Annotated in this window: 22 protein-coding genes and 1 pseudogene; 8 read left to right on the plus strand and 15 right to left on the minus strand. The window is 52.8% G+C overall.

The genetic code is table 11. The features are described 5' to 3' along the window. Positions 1 to 101: 101 nt before the first annotated feature. The 4 genes from ACN2TU_RS20575 to ACN2TU_RS20590 form a co-directional block, all read right to left on the minus strand. A complete protein-coding gene (locus ACN2TU_RS20575) occupies positions 102 to 632 on the minus strand; it encodes a hypothetical protein (RefSeq protein WP_435158029.1) in 531 nt (176 codons plus the stop codon). A 182-nt stretch (positions 633 to 814) separates the two neighbouring features. Continuing rightward, positions 815 to 1,219, minus strand: a complete 405-nt coding sequence (locus ACN2TU_RS20580; protein WP_435158032.1) for an FxLYD domain-containing protein — start codon at positions 1,217 to 1,219, stop codon at positions 815 to 817. A gap of 58 nt (positions 1,220 to 1,277) precedes the next feature. Next, positions 1,278 to 1,775, minus strand: coding sequence for a hypothetical protein (locus ACN2TU_RS20585; protein ID WP_435158034.1), 498 nt, complete (start codon positions 1,773 to 1,775; stop codon positions 1,278 to 1,280). 816 nt (positions 1,776 to 2,591) lie between these two features. Then, positions 2,592 to 2,837, minus strand: coding sequence for a winged helix-turn-helix transcriptional regulator (locus ACN2TU_RS20590; RefSeq protein ID WP_435158036.1), 246 nt, complete (start codon positions 2,835 to 2,837; stop codon positions 2,592 to 2,594). A gap of 124 nt (positions 2,838 to 2,961) precedes the next feature. On the opposite strand from ACN2TU_RS20590, the gene ACN2TU_RS20595 reads away from it, so the two are divergent. The 3 genes and pseudogenes from ACN2TU_RS20595 to ACN2TU_RS26985 all read left to right on the plus strand — a co-directional run. Next, positions 2,962 to 3,453, plus strand: coding sequence for a hypothetical protein (locus ACN2TU_RS20595; RefSeq protein ID WP_435158038.1), 492 nt, complete (start codon positions 2,962 to 2,964; stop codon positions 3,451 to 3,453). A 120-nt stretch (positions 3,454 to 3,573) separates the two neighbouring features. Then, positions 3,574 to 4,827: a TrbL/VirB6 family protein gene (locus ACN2TU_RS20600; RefSeq protein WP_435158039.1), complete on the plus strand. Its 1,254-nt coding sequence runs from the start codon at positions 3,574 to 3,576 to the stop codon at positions 4,825 to 4,827. A 237-nt stretch (positions 4,828 to 5,064) separates the two neighbouring features. After that, positions 5,065 to 5,814: pseudogene (locus ACN2TU_RS26985) on the plus strand (TraC-like domain-containing protein); the annotation flags it as partial. Here the strand turns inward: ACN2TU_RS26985 and ACN2TU_RS20615 are convergent. Then, positions 5,806 to 6,567 carry a SprT-like domain-containing protein gene (locus tag ACN2TU_RS20615; RefSeq protein ID WP_435158043.1) on the minus strand — a complete coding sequence of 254 codons (762 nt, stop codon included), beginning with the start codon at positions 6,565 to 6,567 and terminating at the stop codon, positions 5,806 to 5,808. The pseudogene ACN2TU_RS26985 and the gene ACN2TU_RS20615 sit on opposite strands and share 9 nt — an antisense overlap. Before the next feature lie 136 nt (positions 6,568 to 6,703). Between ACN2TU_RS20615 and ACN2TU_RS20620 the strand changes: the two genes are divergently transcribed. After that, positions 6,704 to 7,279: a DoxX family protein gene (locus ACN2TU_RS20620; protein ID WP_076433614.1), complete on the plus strand. Its 576-nt coding sequence runs from the start codon at positions 6,704 to 6,706 to the stop codon at positions 7,277 to 7,279. A 315-nt stretch (positions 7,280 to 7,594) separates the two neighbouring features. Here the strand turns inward: ACN2TU_RS20620 and ACN2TU_RS20625 are convergent, their stop codons facing one another. Beyond that, positions 7,595 to 7,750, minus strand: coding sequence for a hypothetical protein (locus ACN2TU_RS20625; protein ID WP_435158045.1), 156 nt, complete (start codon positions 7,748 to 7,750; stop codon positions 7,595 to 7,597). Positions 7,751 to 7,894: 144 nt separating this feature from the next. On the opposite strand from ACN2TU_RS20625, the gene ACN2TU_RS20630 reads away from it, so the two are divergent. Then, positions 7,895 to 8,275, plus strand: a complete 381-nt coding sequence (locus ACN2TU_RS20630) for a MarR family transcriptional regulator (protein WP_435158046.1) — start codon at positions 7,895 to 7,897, stop codon at positions 8,273 to 8,275. Beyond that, entirely contained in the window at positions 8,275 to 8,595 is a 321-nt protein-coding gene (locus ACN2TU_RS20635) for a hypothetical protein (RefSeq protein ID WP_435158047.1), read from the plus strand. The genes ACN2TU_RS20630 and ACN2TU_RS20635 overlap by 1 nt, the downstream gene beginning before the upstream one ends. Positions 8,596 to 8,789: 194 nt before the next feature. On the opposite strand, the gene ACN2TU_RS20640 is transcribed toward ACN2TU_RS20635, so the two are convergent. Continuing rightward, positions 8,790 to 9,233 carry a SprT family zinc-dependent metalloprotease gene (locus tag ACN2TU_RS20640; protein ID WP_435158048.1) on the minus strand — a complete coding sequence of 148 codons (444 nt, stop codon included), beginning with the start codon at positions 9,231 to 9,233 and terminating at the stop codon, positions 8,790 to 8,792. Between ACN2TU_RS20640 and ACN2TU_RS20645 the strand changes: the two genes are divergently transcribed. Further along, on the plus strand, positions 9,213 to 9,842 hold the full coding sequence (locus ACN2TU_RS20645; protein ID WP_435158050.1) for a TMEM175 family protein: 630 nt from the start codon (positions 9,213 to 9,215) through the stop codon (positions 9,840 to 9,842). The two genes, ACN2TU_RS20640 and ACN2TU_RS20645, sit on opposite strands and share 21 nt — an antisense overlap. Positions 9,843 to 9,942: 100 nt before the next feature. Here the strand turns inward: ACN2TU_RS20645 and ACN2TU_RS20650 are convergent, their stop codons facing one another. Continuing rightward, positions 9,943 to 10,335 (minus strand): SWIM zinc finger family protein, encoded by a 393-nt coding sequence (locus ACN2TU_RS20650; protein WP_435158052.1) that lies wholly within the window; start codon positions 10,333 to 10,335, stop codon positions 9,943 to 9,945. Positions 10,336 to 10,491: 156 nt separating this feature from the next. Here ACN2TU_RS20650 and ACN2TU_RS20655 point away from each other — a divergent pair, with 156 nt between their 5' ends. Further along, positions 10,492 to 10,758 carry a hypothetical protein gene (locus ACN2TU_RS20655; protein ID WP_435158054.1) on the plus strand — a complete coding sequence of 89 codons (267 nt, stop codon included), beginning with the start codon at positions 10,492 to 10,494 and terminating at the stop codon, positions 10,756 to 10,758. A 29-nt stretch (positions 10,759 to 10,787) separates the two neighbouring features. On the opposite strand, the gene ACN2TU_RS20660 is transcribed toward ACN2TU_RS20655, so the two are convergent. The 7 genes from ACN2TU_RS20660 to ACN2TU_RS20690 form a co-directional block, all read right to left on the minus strand. Next, positions 10,788 to 11,261: a PIN domain-containing protein gene (locus ACN2TU_RS20660; protein ID WP_395284227.1), complete on the minus strand. Its 474-nt coding sequence runs from the start codon at positions 11,259 to 11,261 to the stop codon at positions 10,788 to 10,790. After that, positions 11,258 to 11,734 carry a helix-turn-helix domain-containing protein gene (locus tag ACN2TU_RS20665; protein WP_435158055.1) on the minus strand — a complete coding sequence of 159 codons (477 nt, stop codon included), beginning with the start codon at positions 11,732 to 11,734 and terminating at the stop codon, positions 11,258 to 11,260. Before ACN2TU_RS20665 ends, ACN2TU_RS20660 begins: the two co-directional genes overlap by 4 nt. A 113-nt stretch (positions 11,735 to 11,847) precedes the next feature. Then, positions 11,848 to 12,015, minus strand: a complete 168-nt coding sequence (locus ACN2TU_RS20670) for a DUF1931 domain-containing protein (protein WP_435158057.1) — start codon at positions 12,013 to 12,015, stop codon at positions 11,848 to 11,850. Positions 12,016 to 13,189: 1,174 nt separating this feature from the next. Beyond that, positions 13,190 to 13,489: a hypothetical protein gene (locus tag ACN2TU_RS20675; protein ID WP_435158058.1), complete on the minus strand. Its 300-nt coding sequence runs from the start codon at positions 13,487 to 13,489 to the stop codon at positions 13,190 to 13,192. A gap of 49 nt (positions 13,490 to 13,538) precedes the next feature. Next, positions 13,539 to 13,787, minus strand: coding sequence for a DUF8139 family protein (locus ACN2TU_RS20680; protein ID WP_435158059.1), 249 nt, complete (start codon positions 13,785 to 13,787; stop codon positions 13,539 to 13,541). 190 nt (positions 13,788 to 13,977) lie between these two features. Then, the gene (locus ACN2TU_RS20685; protein WP_435158060.1) at positions 13,978 to 15,069 is read right to left on the minus strand and encodes a type I restriction enzyme HsdR N-terminal domain-containing protein; all 1,092 of its coding nucleotides are present in this window, start codon (positions 15,067 to 15,069) and stop codon (positions 13,978 to 13,980) included. A 7-nt stretch (positions 15,070 to 15,076) separates the two neighbouring features. Then, entirely contained in the window at positions 15,077 to 15,313 is a 237-nt protein-coding gene (locus ACN2TU_RS20690) for a MarR family transcriptional regulator (protein WP_435158061.1), read from the minus strand. Positions 15,314 to 15,940: the final 627 nt, after the last annotated feature.

Raw genomic sequence — 15,940 nt, forward strand, 5'->3', positions numbered from 1 at the left:
GAGGAATATGGAGTCCGCGGGTTGCTATTTGGTGACTGTATTAAAAGTCGTCCCGTCAATCACAGACCGAGATGGTAGGACGTAGATACAATCCAGGCCGATTAGTTGCGGTACTGCATCGTCACGTCACAATCACCACCCGTGACAGTAAAGCAAATCAGTTCACCCGAGAACGGAACTGCTGCGCTTTCTCCGGCATCAATTATGAACGTTACACCATCGTGAGCCACACCTTGATAGTATACCTTTTCGGTGACTTGAATCGTAATCTCAACCTGTGAATCTGCCGAGCGGGCATCGCAGATGACTTTACTTTCCGGTTCCGGTGGCGTTGTCGTTTGTTTTGTCGTGGTTGTCGGTTCGTCACAGTCGGTATTCGTTCCACTTGATGGCGGAATTCCTCGTTCGAATGTAGTAGTTGCATCCGACCCATCGACGTATACCTTGCCAGTACCGTTTTTCTTCCCCATTCCGGAAAGATTGCCGTATGTCAGTTCGCCAGTGACGGCATACACATCAGCACCACCGTTTGTCCCACCATGCACAAGACAGCCTTTGATGTCATCTTCGCCATCGACTGTGACGGCTTTGGTAGGGACGTTGTCGAACGGATCGTGGCTAAGTTTTCGCACACTATCTGTGACTGAAAACTGGTAATACATCGGTTGGCCGTAGGGTGATATGACCGTGACAACCGATTCCCCCGATTGCACTCCACGGGAGGTAGTCCCGAACAAACCATTCCACTGTTGTTTCAAACCACCGAGCGCCACCATTCCTCCCATTGCTTTCATTGACGCTCGTCGATCGTGGTTCATCGTCGAAACACTTCTGTCGCTAATCTGTAGCTGTTGACTGCCTTGGCGTTTCCATTCAGGTAATCGATTTGAAATCCACCTGTTTGCCCCGGTGCCAATTGGATATTGTCTATTCCGTCGGATGATAACACCCGGCCGTGTTTATCGTAAAATGTAGCCGTGATGAAGATATCCGCCGGGAATCCACCATTCCAGTTCAATTCACCCGTGATAGCCCACTCATTCATACCGAATGATTGACTAATTACTCCCCACCGGTCACCAATAATGGTGGTGTTGGGTGCAGTGTTGTGGCGTCTGTTTCGTTTCTTGCCGTGCTTGTGCTTACAGGCGGTAGCGGTACCCGTTGTACCGATTGCAACTGTTGCCCCCACCGCTGTTAAGAACTGCCTTCGCTTCATTTTCTATCTCCACCCCCGCCTAAATCCGTTACGGGGGGTACTGAATTTGAAATGCCGATTAGGTTCGTTGCACCGAGACCCCACCGGTTCGAATACTGATTCCTGATACATCTCCATTTGTCGGCACCGTGATTGAAGTTGGTTCGACATAGACGGCCACCCCACCATATCTGGGCACCGGCACGTTCGCCCCACCACTTCCGGCAACGGTGACCGTCGTATCTCCTTCAACGACGGTAACATCCCCATCGACTCCCGATTGGGGAATGACTGGCGCAACTGGGATATCTCCGATATCGGGCGTTGCAAGCGCACCTAACCAGATACCCCCTATGAAGAGGACGAACAGTAGACCGATTGCAAGTATCGCTATGAACAAGATACCAAGCAGTGACAGCACAATGCCAATCACTGCTTTCAATCCACTGCGTCGCTTTTCGTAGGGTCGGTTTCGTTCGTAGAATTCACGTTCCTGTGCCACCCCCGCATCGAATCCCCGATCAAACTCCAACTGGGAATCTTCCGCTGATGGGTTTTCCTTTCGTTTGTTTGCCATTGTTATCACCTGATTGTACTCCTTCGGTCAAAGACATCGAACTAGATCTCGCATCCTTTCTCGCTAAATGGAGTACGAACGTCTGTGAGATCACACAGATCGCATGGGTACACGCCAGGATTATCCTTAGCTCCCAGCTTGTGGTTGCCGCCCGCCTGTCATTGCCAGTGACCACATTGCGGTGTGACTCCTACGGGGATGGTTCCACCCTCAAATCGTTCATCGGCACACTCCCTTTACGGAAATGCTCGCCTCCCGATTCATTTGCCACTTTTCGGAGCAATAGAAGACTATGTCCTCGTTTCTCCTCAACCACATGTACGATTACAACCATAATAAAGATTTGTAGCTCATAGTGAATTTCCTGGACAAGAAGGAAAGTAGATATCGTAGCGAAACCTACTATGAGATAGGTGAGCACATGTCCAGAGCTGCAGTGAACGAGAGTTTCGAACCGACCGGTGATGGGGAGATGGTGTTAGAGGCCTTCAAGAAGGGTCGTGGTACCGACGAACCATGGGGACGCCATACCCCACGGTCTATTCACGAGGATACGGGCATTACTAAGGGGAACGTTGAGTTCTATTTACGTGAGTTGACCAACGCAGGCTGGATTCGTCGGTATACTCGTGGTCTATATGAGTTTGTCTTGGATCCTCGAGAATGATATTTTTTATAGAAGGGACGACGATCTGGATGATGCTGCCGACGAGAACGATTTTCCCAAGGCCGATGAGTATCGCGAAATGATGGTGGAGTGTCTCTCGTGCAGTTTCGTTCGGCGCTTCGATCGACAACGGTGGGAGTCGCATCGTCTTATCCTCCATTTTCCTCGTCAGAAAGCGGATCGCCGACTAACTCGTACAAGGCCGTTTTTCTATGAATATTCTCGAGATACCCGGCAGCAGTGAGTATTCCGAGCCGATTGTGGACGTATTGGCGCGAACGACCGGTTTCGTCGACGATGTATGATTGCGTTGCCCGCCCACCTCGGAGTATTTCGAGAATCTCCTTATCGACATCGGTGAGAGAGACCATTCGATTGGAATTGCGTGAGAGCATGTAGTACAGCCCTAGGGTATGACATAAATAGATTACGGACACACTGACTCTAGTCGGTAGTATACGGCGTCTCAGTGTGTGCGTAAGGTATTTATCTAGCCCTCTAGATGTGAGAGTGAGTACAATGGATGATCAAAAGCCGACATCGGCCCAGAGACACATCTCTGACCGACTTCACCGATTGACGGACGATTCAAACGAGAATTATCACGCACTGAAGCGCGTGGTCGCTGCAAAGTGGGGGGCGGTCCCTACTCGATCCATTCGTGCTAGTGTCGGGATCGTCGCCACAACCGCGGCGTTTTCAGTGCCAGTGGCGGCCCAAGCGACACAGGAGGCTAGCGACGTAATGTGCTCGTCCGGGCTTGGTCCCGTCATTACGCTCGCGTTCGGGATGATCACGATCGGGATGTTTCTGCTCGCCGCCTTTCGCGGTGCAATGGCCTGGCTAAAGATGGGGAGCGCCCGGTCGGACAAGAAGAAAGAGGGTCGTGATGCGGCCCGTGGGGCAGTAATCACGTTTTGTGGTGCGTGGTTCTTCCCATTGTTCGCCGTCGTGCTCGACAAGGCTGGCGTGAGCACGCTCTCGTGCGTGAATTTCGCGAATATAATGTGAGCTTCTCGAATTCCCTTTCTGACCATGACTTGGAAGAGACGCAGCAGATGGTTTTCGACACTCCTATTGATCGTGCTAGTCGCGTCGCTCGCTGCTCCAGTCGCGGCACAATCAGCCAGTGTGAACAACTCGACGACGTCCCAGAACCACTGGATCGGTAGTCCCGGCAGCGGCCAGACGACCGCACCATCGAATAATTCGACGAGCGGCGAAAACGGTGGAAACGGGGTCCTGGGAGGGCTTGGTGGTGGGCTCGTCCCGTCGATCAATCCAGTCGATATGGCGAAGGGGCAGCTCAAAGCCATCGCTGGTATTTTCCTGGGTGTTGGGAAGGGCATCGCGAATACGGTTCGCGATAGCGTTGCTGCAGTGCCTGCCCCCGGCCAACCGGACAAGCCGAGTACCTGGGTCAATCCTCACAACGGTCTGTGGCCCGGCGTGTACAAAGCCTCAGCATGGACGGCCGGTCTCGCAAGCGTCGCGTTGATGGCGGCCTTTGGGATGTCGTTCTATCGGTCGGATCCGTACGAGAAACGCCAAGCATGGAAGCGCGTCGGGGTCGCGCTTGTCATGGTCGCAACGACCTGGATCATCCCGCCGCTCTTGCTCCACCTGGCGAACGAGACCGCGATATCGGTTGCACCCGACGGTGCTGAGTTCATTCAGACGAATTCAAAACTTGCGAAACTTGGTGTTGGGATTGGTCTTGGTGCCCTTCTTGGTATTCTTCAGTCGGGAACGATTGCCGTCGGGGTTCTCATCCTTGGCCTCGAGCGCGCCCTCATCTACGTCTGTGTGTTCCTGTGGCCGCTTTCCTGGGCCTGTCGCAGCTTCTTGGGCTTCTTGAAGAGCATTGGTGACACTTTCGTCTATCTCTTTGGCGTCGTGATCGTCACGAAGCTCTTTCAAGCACTCGTCCTTCGATTGCTCGCTGATTTACCCTGGACATCAGGCGCACTCGGCGTGCTGGAGACGTTCACCCTCGTCGTTGGCGGGCTCGTCTTCGCCTTGCTCGTTCTTCCAAAGGAGATGCTGGCACACGCGAATGATGCCGCCTCGATCGCACTCGGGACGTCAGCAGCAAACCAGCGTAAGGCAGGGAAATACGTCGACAAAGCCGGTGAGCGTGTCGGGCACGGAGTGCACGAGAAGTACCAAGACTACCAGAGTGACGGCGGTTCCAGTTGGGACCAGTCGGCCAATTCGACGTTTAGCACCGGCACGTCGGCAAGGGAGGACACCGTGAACTACCGATCGGTGAACAACGCGTTGAATGCAGACGGGGGTATCGACGCTCAAGAAGCACGAGAAGATCGGGAACGCGCTGACTATGAGCTGAATCAGGGCCGTGAGATACTGCAACGCTACGACTGATCCCCCGTTTCGGTTCACGCCGGCATCCCAGTGCAAGGCTGGGAACGGGCCTTACCCATGACAGACAACGAAGAAGCACCGAAAGACCCGAGTCAGCTCGTCCCTCCGTACGTCGATTCTGGACTGGATTATCACGGGTTCAAAGTGAACGACCTGCTCTACGGCATTCCTGGTGCCGGTATCGTCGGTGCCAGCAGTCTTGCTGCACTATTCGGAGCCCGGCTTGGCCCCTCCTTGATGGGTGCCGGTGTCGGCGTACTCGGCGGGCTCGGTGCCGTTGGCCTGGCCGTCTCATCGGGTGAGTACTCAACGGGGCTCGACCGGATCAAAACCCCACTCGCCTATGCAAAGGCCAAACGTGGGTTCCCAAAGTCAGGCGATGAAGCCGCCACAGTGCACGGCGTAAAACGAATCCACGCCGACGGCACTGCCGAGATGGACGACGGGCGACTCGTCGCGATGGCGCGAATTTCGGGCCGAAATACGACGATGCAAGAGACGGGTGACGCCCGCGAGATGATTGGTCGGATTCGTGGTGAACTCGACCAACATGTGAGCGATTTCAATTTTCGGCTGTTCAGCACGGCGCTGGAGGTCGGCCCTCGAGACGTGACCGAGAAGTATCGGACGAAACTCTACTCGTCAGAGTACGCTGGCGAGGAGTGGAAGCTAGCGCGAGAGCTCCTTCGGAGTGTTATCACATGGACCGAGAACACCGATTTTCCGCGGTTCGACGCCCGAGAGTGGCAGCACTATCTCGTCGTCGAAGTTCGCCCTGACGAAGTGGTGGTCTCGGACACGACCGACGACGGTGAGATTCGGTCGCTGTTGTTCGGCAGCGACGACGAACAATGGGATGCCAAGCGCCGACGAATGCAGCGTGAAGTGAAGAGCCGGCTTTCGCGGCTCTCCCGTGCATTCGGAAGTACCGATGGCTGTGAGACCACTCGCGTTGGTCCTGCCGAGCACGCACTCCTCTTAGGACGCTACTGGAGTGGGACTGAGCACTCTTTCGACGCCGCCAGTGTGACGAAGGACGTCGATGCAGCAGTGTGGCCACATAGCGCCGAGGATGGCGACAGTCCACGACCTGAAGCAGTGATACCGAGCAATCCGACCGCCGCAATCCTCGCAGACGAGCCACCACCTGGGTGCAGTGAAGCGTTCGCAGTGTTTCGGGGTGTCGAGGCGGTCCGTCCACCGCTCGAACGTTCGCCCGTGATCCGCCTCGCCGAACTCGTGATACTGCCATGCGTGAATGAGTTCGTGCCGGACGGTTTCGCTGAATTGCTCCCAGCCGTGTTGTTCGTCGGCCGTCCAGGTCAGCGCAATCGTGATTTCGCCCGTTGCAGGGTCGTATTTCATGACCCCTCCTTGTCGTTGCGTTCGGTGGGACATTTCCCAGTCGATGGTTTCGACCGGTAGGCCAGGGAAGTGCTCGGCGGCGACGTTCGTTGTGTGCTGTCGTGCTCGGTCGAGCAGGGCTGTCGGTGTCTCCGGTGTATCGTCGGTCACAGTGCTCGCGCTTTCCGTCAGCGGTCGCTGGTCGGTGATCTCTGTGAACGTCAATTGGCGTGCCATGGATAAAAGAGCTGAAGCGCAGGTTTGTCCGGCAGTTCCTTCCGTCTCGCTTTCACGCACGGACAGCCTGGAAGCCATCGAGGCCATCACAGTCACGGTCCTCTGGTGGCCCGCTCTTGTCGTCGATAGGTATCTCAGTATCTTCACTCTCGTCTCCATTCACCGAGGCAAAAATGAGTCGATAGCGGAGCTAAATAATTCCTATAACCAATACAAATCCATGACACAGCCTATCTAAATACACTTATATACTTTGCCGTTGTTTTAGAAAGTAGGAAGTTTTTCTTCCGATACCATGACTGCATCCACCATCTCTCCAGACACTCGCAACACCTTCGAAAGCACCATCGGTGGCTACACGGTTGGCACCCGTGCTCACAGCCTCTCAGCTTGGTTCGTCCTCGCACTTCGGCTCATGATGGGTTGGGCGTTCGCATACTCGGGATTCACGAAAATCGTCGCCGCCGAACCGTTCTCGGCCGGTGGCTACCTGGCGAACGTCGCCGCGACCAACGGCAACCCGATCGCAGGCCTATTCGCCTGGATGGGCTCGACCCCGTGGTTCGTCGAATTCGCGAACGTCGCCGTCCCGTGGGGCGAGTTGTTCATCGGTCTTGGACTGCTCGTCGGCGCGGTCGTCCGTCTTGCGGCGTTCTTCGGCGCGCTCATGATGCTCATGTTCTACTTCGGGAACTGGGACATCGCTCACGGCGTTATCAACGGCGACTTCGCGTACATGCTCGTCTTCCTGGCCGTTGCAGCGTTCGGTGCCGGCCGGATCCTCGGTCTCGATGCCTGGATTGAGAACTACGAGATCAGTGGGCGGTCACTCCTCGAGCGCTACCCAATCCTCGAGTACGTCCTCGGGTAGAATCTGACAACTGAGCCTATACTGCTTCCCTGTTAGAATCGGGCCACCATTCGTTCTTCGCCTTTATTACTATATGCCAAATTTAGCCGTCTCACTCGTTCAGCGAATGAATCGGCCTGATATTTGTAATAGCCATGAATTCTTTAATTCTATAATACGTACACGCACCTAGACGGGAAGACCAGCGGTGTCGCTGGTGCGATACGGTCGCAACTCTTCGCATCCACGTTGTCGATGCACTCCGTGAGCGTGTACTGGTCAGCGATTTGCGAAAGCGTTTGTTAACGTGTCTTCGAAAAGAGAGTTTGAACAGGGTTACTCCGGCAGTTCCTTACGACCAGTTTTCACGCATGGCCAGCACGGGAAATCCTCGAGACCCTCGCAGTCGCAGTCTTCGGGTTCGGTCTCGTCGTCCTCGGAGGGGAAGGCGTTGAGCGTCCCATCGTCGGTTGCGGTTTCGACGGCGGCCATGTGTTTACAGAAGGCATTGCGGTGGACATGGTGCGAGCACGTGCATCGGTCACGTCGTCAATGGTGACTGTGATTGGTGCATCGTTTCGTACCTATGGTGTCCACTACAGCAGTCTTATTACGTTGGATTACATACTGTTACGTATGCCCGTCGACTTCGAGAGCTACCACCCAACAGAGCTACCAAATGAAAACACGAACGGACGGTATATTCTCGAGTTCCTTGCCGACGATCCAGAGTTGGGATACCGTGCTGGTGAATTAGCCAAGGAACTCGATATCCCCCGTGGGAGTGTTGGAACCACACTGAGTCGACTCGAAACACGGGGGCTCGTCCGGCACAAAGGTGAGTACTGGGCAATCAACCCTGAAGCGTACGATGCTCACACGGCGAGCCTCATCGGATTAGAGACTGTTGCGATGCAGTTCGAGGGTGACTACTATGACGAGAATCCAGACTGGGACGATGATCTGCCGGCTCTTGACGAAGAGGAGCAAGAGAGCGCGTCGACGGAGGAGGAGTGATGTATGGCCGTGGTGCCGTGGTCGTCGCTTCTGACCCGTTTGGAAATACACCTCGACGGCCGTATTTGATTATCAGCGGTCAGGACCATCCGTTTGCCGGGCAACAGTACATCGCGCTCGGTATCACCACCAAAGAGTATCTCGAAGGACTCTCACTAGCGAACGAATTCAAGGCGGGCACACTGAATCGAGAGTCGTTTGTCTCTCCGTGGGCTGTCGTTTCGCTCATGGACATTGATATTGACCGTGCCGTTGCTCGACTTACGACAGAGTTTGTGGACACCGCGGTCGAAACGATGACGCAGTACGTTTTCGAGTAATATTCACGTCTACTCTTCGTCGAGTGTCACTCGTCGTCGGAGTGGCCACCGTTTGTTAGTATGAGCTACTAACCAAAGATTGTTCTAAAACTCGAAGCAAGAGGGATAGAATCGACTCACACAGAACACTGCAACTCGCGAAAATCTTCCTCGTATCTACTCCTTATCGCGAGAACTACGTAAACGAGAATCGGTCAGTAACCGTCGCCCTTCTCGACGCGGATTGCACCACCGCACTTGCTACAGCTGTACTGCTCGGGGTTACGCATTGTTTTCGACCGTCGATAGCGCGGAATTCGACCGCCGCAGTCCTCGCAGACGAGCCACCACTTTGGCGTGGTGAAGCGTTCGCAGTGTTGGGTTGTGTCGAGGACATCGATCCACCGGTCGAACGTTCGCCCGTGATCTGCCTCACCGAACTCGTGGTACTGCCAGGCGTGAATGAGTTCGTGCCGGACAGTTTCGCTGAATTGCTCCCAGCCGTGTTGTTCGGAGGCCTTCCAGGTCAGCGCAATTGTAATTGCCTCTGTTGCAGGGTCGTACTTCGTGACGCCCGCCTGTCGCAGAGTATGCTTTGAGAGAAAATATGATTCTGGATTGAGGCCATAGTGTATGCCATGGGACGTTCCATTCGCCAAGACGCCGAAGAGACAGATCGGGTCATAACACTGAGTGATGGGGTTATTGCAATCGCAATCACGTTGTTAGTGCTTGAAATTACAGTTCCGACCGTTCCCGCAGGCAGCTCAGTCTCGGTACTCCCCGAGCTACTCCTCGAAGAGTGGCATGAATTCTTTGCTTATGTGCTGAGCTTCTTAATAATCGGGTTATACTGGATACTTCATCGCCGTATATTCATTCATGTCGAACAGCATACTCGCGGGGTAGTCTGGCTCAATCTCCTCTTCTTACTTATGGTCGCATTCGTCCCGTTCGGTACGAGTTTGTTCAGCACCTATCCCGGCCAGTTCGGTGTCATGTTCTATGCGGGTGTGCTGGCGCTCACTGGGTTCAGTCTTGCACTTCTCTGGAGCTACGCCTCACGCGAAGATCTCACCGAAGAGGGTATTACGTCACGCACCGCATTAATTCAGGCAACTCGATTTTTCGCGTCTCCACTGGTGTTTGTCTTCTCGATTTTCGTTGCGATCTTCGATCCGACATGGGCCATCCTCACTTGGTTGCTTCTGATTCCAATAAATGCCGTTCTACAGTCGCGAGTCGTCGAGAGTCTGGAGGAATCGTAGTTACAGCATAGTGTCTCGTACTCTCAGCGAGTGTTCGCTAATCAGTGATCTCCCAGAACGTCACTTGGCGTGCCATGGATAAAAAGATCTGAAGCGGTGGTTAGTTGGGCAGTTCCTTTCGTCCCGTTCTCACGCACGGCCAGCACGGGAAGTCACCGAGACCCTCACAGTCGCAGTTGTCTGGTTCGGTATCGTTTTCGCTGTCCTCCGACGGGAACGCGTCGAGCGTCCCGTCTTCAGTCGCGTTTTCGACGGCGGCCATGTGTTTGCAGAATGCGTTCCGGTGGACGTGGTGCGGACAGGTGCAGGCCATCAGGTTCTCGGTCACGTCGTCGATGGAGACTGTGTACTGGTGGTTCGCGGGGTTCTCGTGGCTCTCGTTGGTGACGTCTACTAGTCCGGGGGCATCGACGTCGAAGGAAAATTGTTCGGTCTGTGCGCGTTTCTGTGCCGTCTCGTCAGCTTCAAGTTCACTAGGCGTTTTCGTTGACATGGTCTTTCCACATAGGTTTTGGAAGACCGGTGCCGGGTGCTGTAACACCCGGCGCGTTTCTACACACGCCCGAGAGCACCGTTCTTCCTACCATATCCTATGTGGAATCCGGTATTAAAGTTTACGGAATCCCACGTAGGAGTTGGTATTAAGTAGATGGCTGAGAGACTATGGGCAATGACTGAGAACGAGAGTGAGCGCGACGAGCAGGGACGATTTACGGAGAAAGCGAGTGACGACGATATTCTTCGAGTGATTCGCGAGTCTGAGTTTCCGGCAGTGACCGCTCGATGGGTTGCGGATGCGGTCGAGATGGAACGGCGGCCAGTCCATCAGCGGCTTGAGGAGCTGCATGAGCGAGGTGAGTTAGAACGTGGGAAATTGAGTCCACGGGTAGTTATTTGGTGGATTCCCAAAGAATGACCAAGAGGATGGAAAACAGATCTTGATTACTACAGCACCGTCAACGGATCACGCAAAATAACGTTCTCTGTTACCCCGTTCCGAGCAGCAATGTCTTGGACGATAGTACGAAGTTTTGTATCGGCGGTTACCAGGTGGACGGTATTGTCAGTAGCGAGACCACAGACAAGGGCTGGAATGTATTGATCGGCTTTGACGGTATGTTCCGGGAGCGTATCGTCTGCAATGCGTCGACGCGCTTCATCAATGATACCGCTGTACGTTTCGAAATCCGGTGTCCGAAGCACGAGGAACCCTTCGTCGACGAGGTCTTGGATTGCCCGTGCTGAGGCACGATGATTGACTGGTGCATCGTCATTCGCAAGGACATCGTCAACGAGTTCTTGCTTGACCGACCGCGGGAGGATGAGAGTAGACCCTTTTTCAACGGCGGTACGAACGCGATCCGGAAACGCTCGACCATGCATGATAACTGCGTTTGCATCCAGTACAACGACACTCATCGGTTGAACAACTCGAGTTCAGCCGCCAACCGAAGGAAGTCAGCATGCTGCATGTCAAGCGTACCACTCGCCTCGCGGTACGTGAGTTCACCTGCTTCGACACGCACCCAGATATCGAGGAGTTCGTCGATGATACCGTCACCATACGTCGCAAGCATGTAGTCGATTGTTTCGGACTCGGTCTCGACAGCTGTCGCAATGGCATCGAGTGACAGTTGAATGTCGAAATCAACTGCGCTGTAGGTTGCAGGCTTCATTTGCTCGCGATGCAGAAGACCTGCTTGGTGCAATTCACGGCAATAGTCGTGTGCTGTCGTATGTGGAATTCCGAGGTCGTCTTTGAGGGCCGTTACGGTGAACTGCTCGTGGTCGGCCGCGTAGCTGAGGATGTCGAGTTTTCGGTCGTTTGCCAGTTGTTCAAACACGGTTTGGAGGCGTTTTCGTGAGATGGGTGTATCGTCTGTGACGCTCATACGGGATTCACGAATATACGAAACATTCGTATATGCCTAAGCGTTTCGCACTGTCTTCATTCGGAGAGAAGATATTGTGTATTCGGTCATCAAAAATAGGAGTCGGTGAGCAGCTACAGATCGCGCGCTTGGACGGTTTTGCGGTCGTTTTCTTCGGCTCGTCGGGAAGCGTTGTCGAGGACTGTTGCGACTTCTTCATCAAGTGCATCGTAGAAGTCACGCGCCACATTTTGACCTTCGAGCTGTTCTTTCACTGCGGATTTCACAATCAAATCAGCCATACAAGCCCCCAGACGGTATAATACTACAAAAGAACAGTGGTGAAATAGTTGAGAAAGGGCCGCTACGTCGTGCCACTGACGACGAGACTCCTACAGCGGTACACGAGTCGGCGTTTCCTGTTGTAATTGCTAGGTAGGAGGCGATTACACTTGTGAAAGAGCGGTGGTCTGCGCATCTACGTCTAGAAGAATTACATGAGGATGGTGAGATAGAACGTGGGAAGTTGAGTCAACAGGTTGTTATCTGATGGCTTCCAGAGAAAGAGTGAAGAGATTCCCGAGTCACGAATTGCGTCGAAAGACGTAGTCACAGACAGGACACTTTCGGTCGAGTTCATCGATCACACAAGCACTTGTCTTACCGGTCCATCCACAGTCAGGACATTGAGTGAGGCCAGGACTCATTTCATTTCTCAACGGCTTCCTGTACCAACTACTTTGGGAACGCAAGAGATGTCCTGATTCGACGAGAATCTCCTCGAAGACACAGGTACAGATAAGTATATTTATAGAATTTTAATAGTTCAAACCTAAGGCTGAATCGGGGCGTTCTTTTCCGCGATAATACCCGAGTGATCCAATATCGGCCCGAAAACCTAAGCTTGGAATAGTAACATGAATAAGAGCGCCTAAGGTTGGGTGAGTAACAGGAATAGGAATAACATGGTGAAATCCAGTTTTTAGTCGTTTGAAGTCGTGGAAGGCTGCATTTATCATTTCGATCCAGCCTTAGGATTCTAAGGCTGGATTTTACGGGTGGAAACCAGCCCTAAGCGATTATATGCAATTTTAAAGCTGTCAAATCGGTCTGCGCACCTCCAAATTTGTCCAAAGTAATAGGGAGGTACGAACAAATGGAACGAGGATTTACAGGGATGAGAATATTATGAATGTAAGACAGTTTTGAACAACTGTATTTTCACTATTTGATAACAGCGTCTGAGCAGTGAACGATTGATGGCTCTCCCCCTCGATAACGGAGACAGTTGGTTATTTGCTAGATGTATCGACAAGGGGAGTCTCGGGAAGTGGTCGACAGAGGAGACAATTAGCGAATGGATTCGACCCTAGCAGTCATTCGTTGGTACGGGCGTTCGCTATTTGATGGGAGTAGCACTCTCAAACAAAGAAGTCGCTCAGAGGGTGATCTGCGTACGCTCTCGATTGAGCGATGTTATTCGAAATCACCGTTGGGACGCGCATAGAGCAATTCACTCTCCCCATCATCGTAATCGCTCTCCGGACCATCGATGATGAGATCTAGCTCTCGGGTGATGCCTCCGACCTTGATTGTCTCCGGAGAGCGCCCATCATAGTCGAAGTCGTCCATAGCATCGAAGCTCTCGAATGCGAGGACAACATCAACATCGCTTGCTTGTGTGACTTCTTTAGTCGGGTTCACAAAATTCCCCGTAAGCCACGCACTGCAAAGGCGATCCTCGTTGACTTCGAGTGCATCTCGGATTGTGGCCACGTAGGTTGACTTTCGTGATTGCCCATTGCAGTGGAGTATCGGTAATTAATTACTGTGATACCGGTACCAAGTCGCGATGCCGGAACCAGACATTGGTTTCCTCACTATCGGTTTCGATGCGGTAGCTATAGGAGTCCAGTTCGCGCCCAGTCTCGTCTCCGAGAGTATCCTGCGGGACGTCTGTGATGGTGCCTTCTTTCTCGTGGTGTTCGCTGTCGAGATCAGTCTCTGAGATGTAGACCTGTACGTCGTCACCCGGTTGGTAGGGGTCGCTCGCTGGTTGGGGCACGTCCTCCATCGATACTCGGTATTCTGTGTAATGGGTTTAATCGGTATCGAACATCTACACGATTCGATGGCCAACGATCCCCTTAGCTATACTGACGATGTTCGCGAGGAAGATCATCATACAAATCGGTAGCGAAGAGGTCCAAAGGAGATTGGAATGACACCAGCGAGAATCAAATGAACTTGGGTGGGGTATATCTTCACCAGTCGCCGTCAAACTCGGCTTTCAGACCACACAACTCGGAGAATTTCGTCAGATACCGTTTCTTGCTCTTCTGATTCAACGCGACATACAAATAGTAATCATCCGATAGACCCTTTGTTTGGCGCATTGGCTCTCCGGTGGGATGAGTCGGCTCTGAATTGAGGATCGCATTTTTGGAGCCAGGAACATAGGGAAACGACTCGAACTGGTCGATGAGATCATACTCTCGAATCAGGAGATCAACCGTTTCTGCCATTGCATCAGATTGATTTGCCTCAGAGCATGACCACACGCGATCTCCGTTTGCAGAAAGATGGACGATATACTCTGTCTCGACTGTAGAAGAAGTATCAGAGACAACTTCATCCGAAGTGGTCACAATCTCGCCCCCGTTTTCAACGACCGGGAGATCTGCTTCATCACCGTTTGCGAGCGTGTGAATCAGCGAATCAATGTACTCCTTTGACTTTGGTTCGATTTCCTGGGCTAGCGAATCGTCGATTTCTGCAATTACGAGCTGCGTCACTCGCTCAGCGAGGCTTTCTTTTTGCTGTTGGAGTGTTCCGACAGCATGCTGTCGTGCTTCAATACGATGAGCAATCGTGTCTGCTTCGCCTGTCTTGACGAGGCCCTTTGAGAGGAGTTCCAAGACGTGCCAATTGTCTTCGAGTTCAGCAATTGAGAACTGTGCTAATGAGACCTCATCAGGACGAGAGCTGTCTTTGCGACGGCGAAAGATCTCAAACTGACTGCCAGTTGTGAGGAGTCCCCAATCCACCCCTTTCTGTCGCATGTAGCTCGTCAACTGACTTCGATCGGCGTCAGTGAGTGTACTATCGCAGCCCTTCGCTTCGATGAACACGACGGGGGCGGTCTCGATGAGAAGGGCATAATCTGCACGGGTATTCCCTCGACCGATTTGCATCGGATATTCGAGTTCTACTTCTGACGAGAACACGTCCCAGCCAAGAAGATCGATGAGTGGCTGGATGAGTTTCACCTTCGTATTTTCCTCATCCATTTGCGGTGCTTGGTCGATGAGAGATCGGGACCGTTCGACGTACGCTGTGATCTCAGAGTCGTTCATCGATTAGTTAGTCCTCACGTGCATCAGCGACGAAGCGATAGAGACCTCGATTGACCTTTTCGACCCATCCGGCATCGACGAGTCCACGAAGTTCCCGGTTGATGTACTGTTTACGGGTATCGAGTTGTTCTTCGAGGCGTTTTGGATTGGCATAGCCCCAGGGTTGTGTCTCATCTCGTCCTGCTTTGAGCACCTCTAAAATAGCCTCTTGGCGGTCGTTTGGTTCGAACTTCTCGTTGACCATTATGACAAGAGGTGTTACTTAGTTACAATTAATGTTACGAAAATATTGTTGGTATGAGTTACTGCGATCGTTAATAGTATTGTTACGATGTAATAGTAGACCGCTAAATGAGGAGGTGAAAGGGAGCGTTATCGACGTTTAGTAAAAAAACGATATGATATCAACAGACTTCCTGCTCGGTGGCGGAAGTGAGCTCTAGCGGTAAAATGCTGTCCAGTAAAACCCGATCCACTAAATACACAATTTGAGCTACCGCTGTAACTCCATCATTCTTACAATAATTAAAATATATGTCCCCCCTCTCCATGTCTCAATACATGACTGCTGACTTTCTGGAATCACGAAACGGTCGGCTGTGGAGTTACGACCGTGAGAGTGATGATTTCGAGTTCTATCAGGGAAATGGCTCCAGTGCACTTGAGATCGTAGTCGCTAATCACGGCGAACAACCGACGAAAGAGTTCCTCCAGCAAACGTATTCTGACCGACGTGGGGGACGCGTTAATCCGATTCTTGTCGTAGCCCTCTACGGCAACCGTGCAGGACTGTGCGGCCCAAGTGGTGAGGAACCTCCCATCTATCGGGATATTAATCGTGGTCAAGCAGAGCGCGTCTGTGACACCGCTC

Source organism: Haladaptatus marinus (genome assembly GCF_051194195.1).

What these genes read in the sequence shown, in the direction of transcription:
- ACN2TU_RS20580 (WP_435158032.1), bottom strand. Translation starts at nt 1,219, where the DNA reads ATGAAGCGAAGGCAGTTCTTAACAGCGGTGGGGGCAACAGTTGCAATC.
- ACN2TU_RS20585 (WP_435158034.1), bottom strand. Translation starts at nt 1,775, where the DNA reads ATGGCAAACAAACGAAAGGAAAACCCATCAGCGGAAGATTCCCAGTTG.
- ACN2TU_RS20590 (WP_435158036.1), bottom strand. Translation starts at nt 2,837, where the DNA reads ATGCTCTCACGCAATTCCAATCGAATGGTCTCTCTCACCGATGTCGAT.
- ACN2TU_RS20595 (WP_435158038.1), top strand. Translation starts at nt 2,962, where the DNA reads ATGGATGATCAAAAGCCGACATCGGCCCAGAGACACATCTCTGACCGA.
- ACN2TU_RS20615 (WP_435158043.1), bottom strand. Translation starts at nt 6,567, where the DNA reads ATGGAGACGAGAGTGAAGATACTGAGATACCTATCGACGACAAGAGCG.
- ACN2TU_RS20620 (WP_076433614.1), top strand. Translation starts at nt 6,704, where the DNA reads ATGACTGCATCCACCATCTCTCCAGACACTCGCAACACCTTCGAAAGC.
- ACN2TU_RS20625 (WP_435158045.1), bottom strand. Translation starts at nt 7,750, where the DNA reads ATGGCCGCCGTCGAAACCGCAACCGACGATGGGACGCTCAACGCCTTC.
- ACN2TU_RS20630 (WP_435158046.1), top strand. Translation starts at nt 7,895, where the DNA reads ATGCCCGTCGACTTCGAGAGCTACCACCCAACAGAGCTACCAAATGAA.
- ACN2TU_RS20635 (WP_435158047.1), top strand. Translation starts at nt 8,275, where the DNA reads ATGTATGGCCGTGGTGCCGTGGTCGTCGCTTCTGACCCGTTTGGAAAT.
- ACN2TU_RS20645 (WP_435158050.1), top strand. Translation starts at nt 9,213, where the DNA reads ATGGGACGTTCCATTCGCCAAGACGCCGAAGAGACAGATCGGGTCATA.
- ACN2TU_RS20650 (WP_435158052.1), bottom strand. Translation starts at nt 10,335, where the DNA reads ATGTCAACGAAAACGCCTAGTGAACTTGAAGCTGACGAGACGGCACAG.
- ACN2TU_RS20655 (WP_435158054.1), top strand. Translation starts at nt 10,492, where the DNA reads ATGGCTGAGAGACTATGGGCAATGACTGAGAACGAGAGTGAGCGCGAC.
- ACN2TU_RS20660 (WP_395284227.1), bottom strand. Translation starts at nt 11,261, where the DNA reads ATGAGTGTCGTTGTACTGGATGCAAACGCAGTTATCATGCATGGTCGA.
- ACN2TU_RS20665 (WP_435158055.1), bottom strand. Translation starts at nt 11,734, where the DNA reads ATGAGCGTCACAGACGATACACCCATCTCACGAAAACGCCTCCAAACC.
- ACN2TU_RS20670 (WP_435158057.1), bottom strand. Translation starts at nt 12,015, where the DNA reads ATGGCTGATTTGATTGTGAAATCCGCAGTGAAAGAACAGCTCGAAGGT.
- ACN2TU_RS20680 (WP_435158059.1), bottom strand. Translation starts at nt 13,787, where the DNA reads ATGGAGGACGTGCCCCAACCAGCGAGCGACCCCTACCAACCGGGTGAC.
- ACN2TU_RS20685 (WP_435158060.1), bottom strand. Translation starts at nt 15,069, where the DNA reads ATGAACGACTCTGAGATCACAGCGTACGTCGAACGGTCCCGATCTCTC.
- ACN2TU_RS20690 (WP_435158061.1), bottom strand. Translation starts at nt 15,313, where the DNA reads ATGGTCAACGAGAAGTTCGAACCAAACGACCGCCAAGAGGCTATTTTA.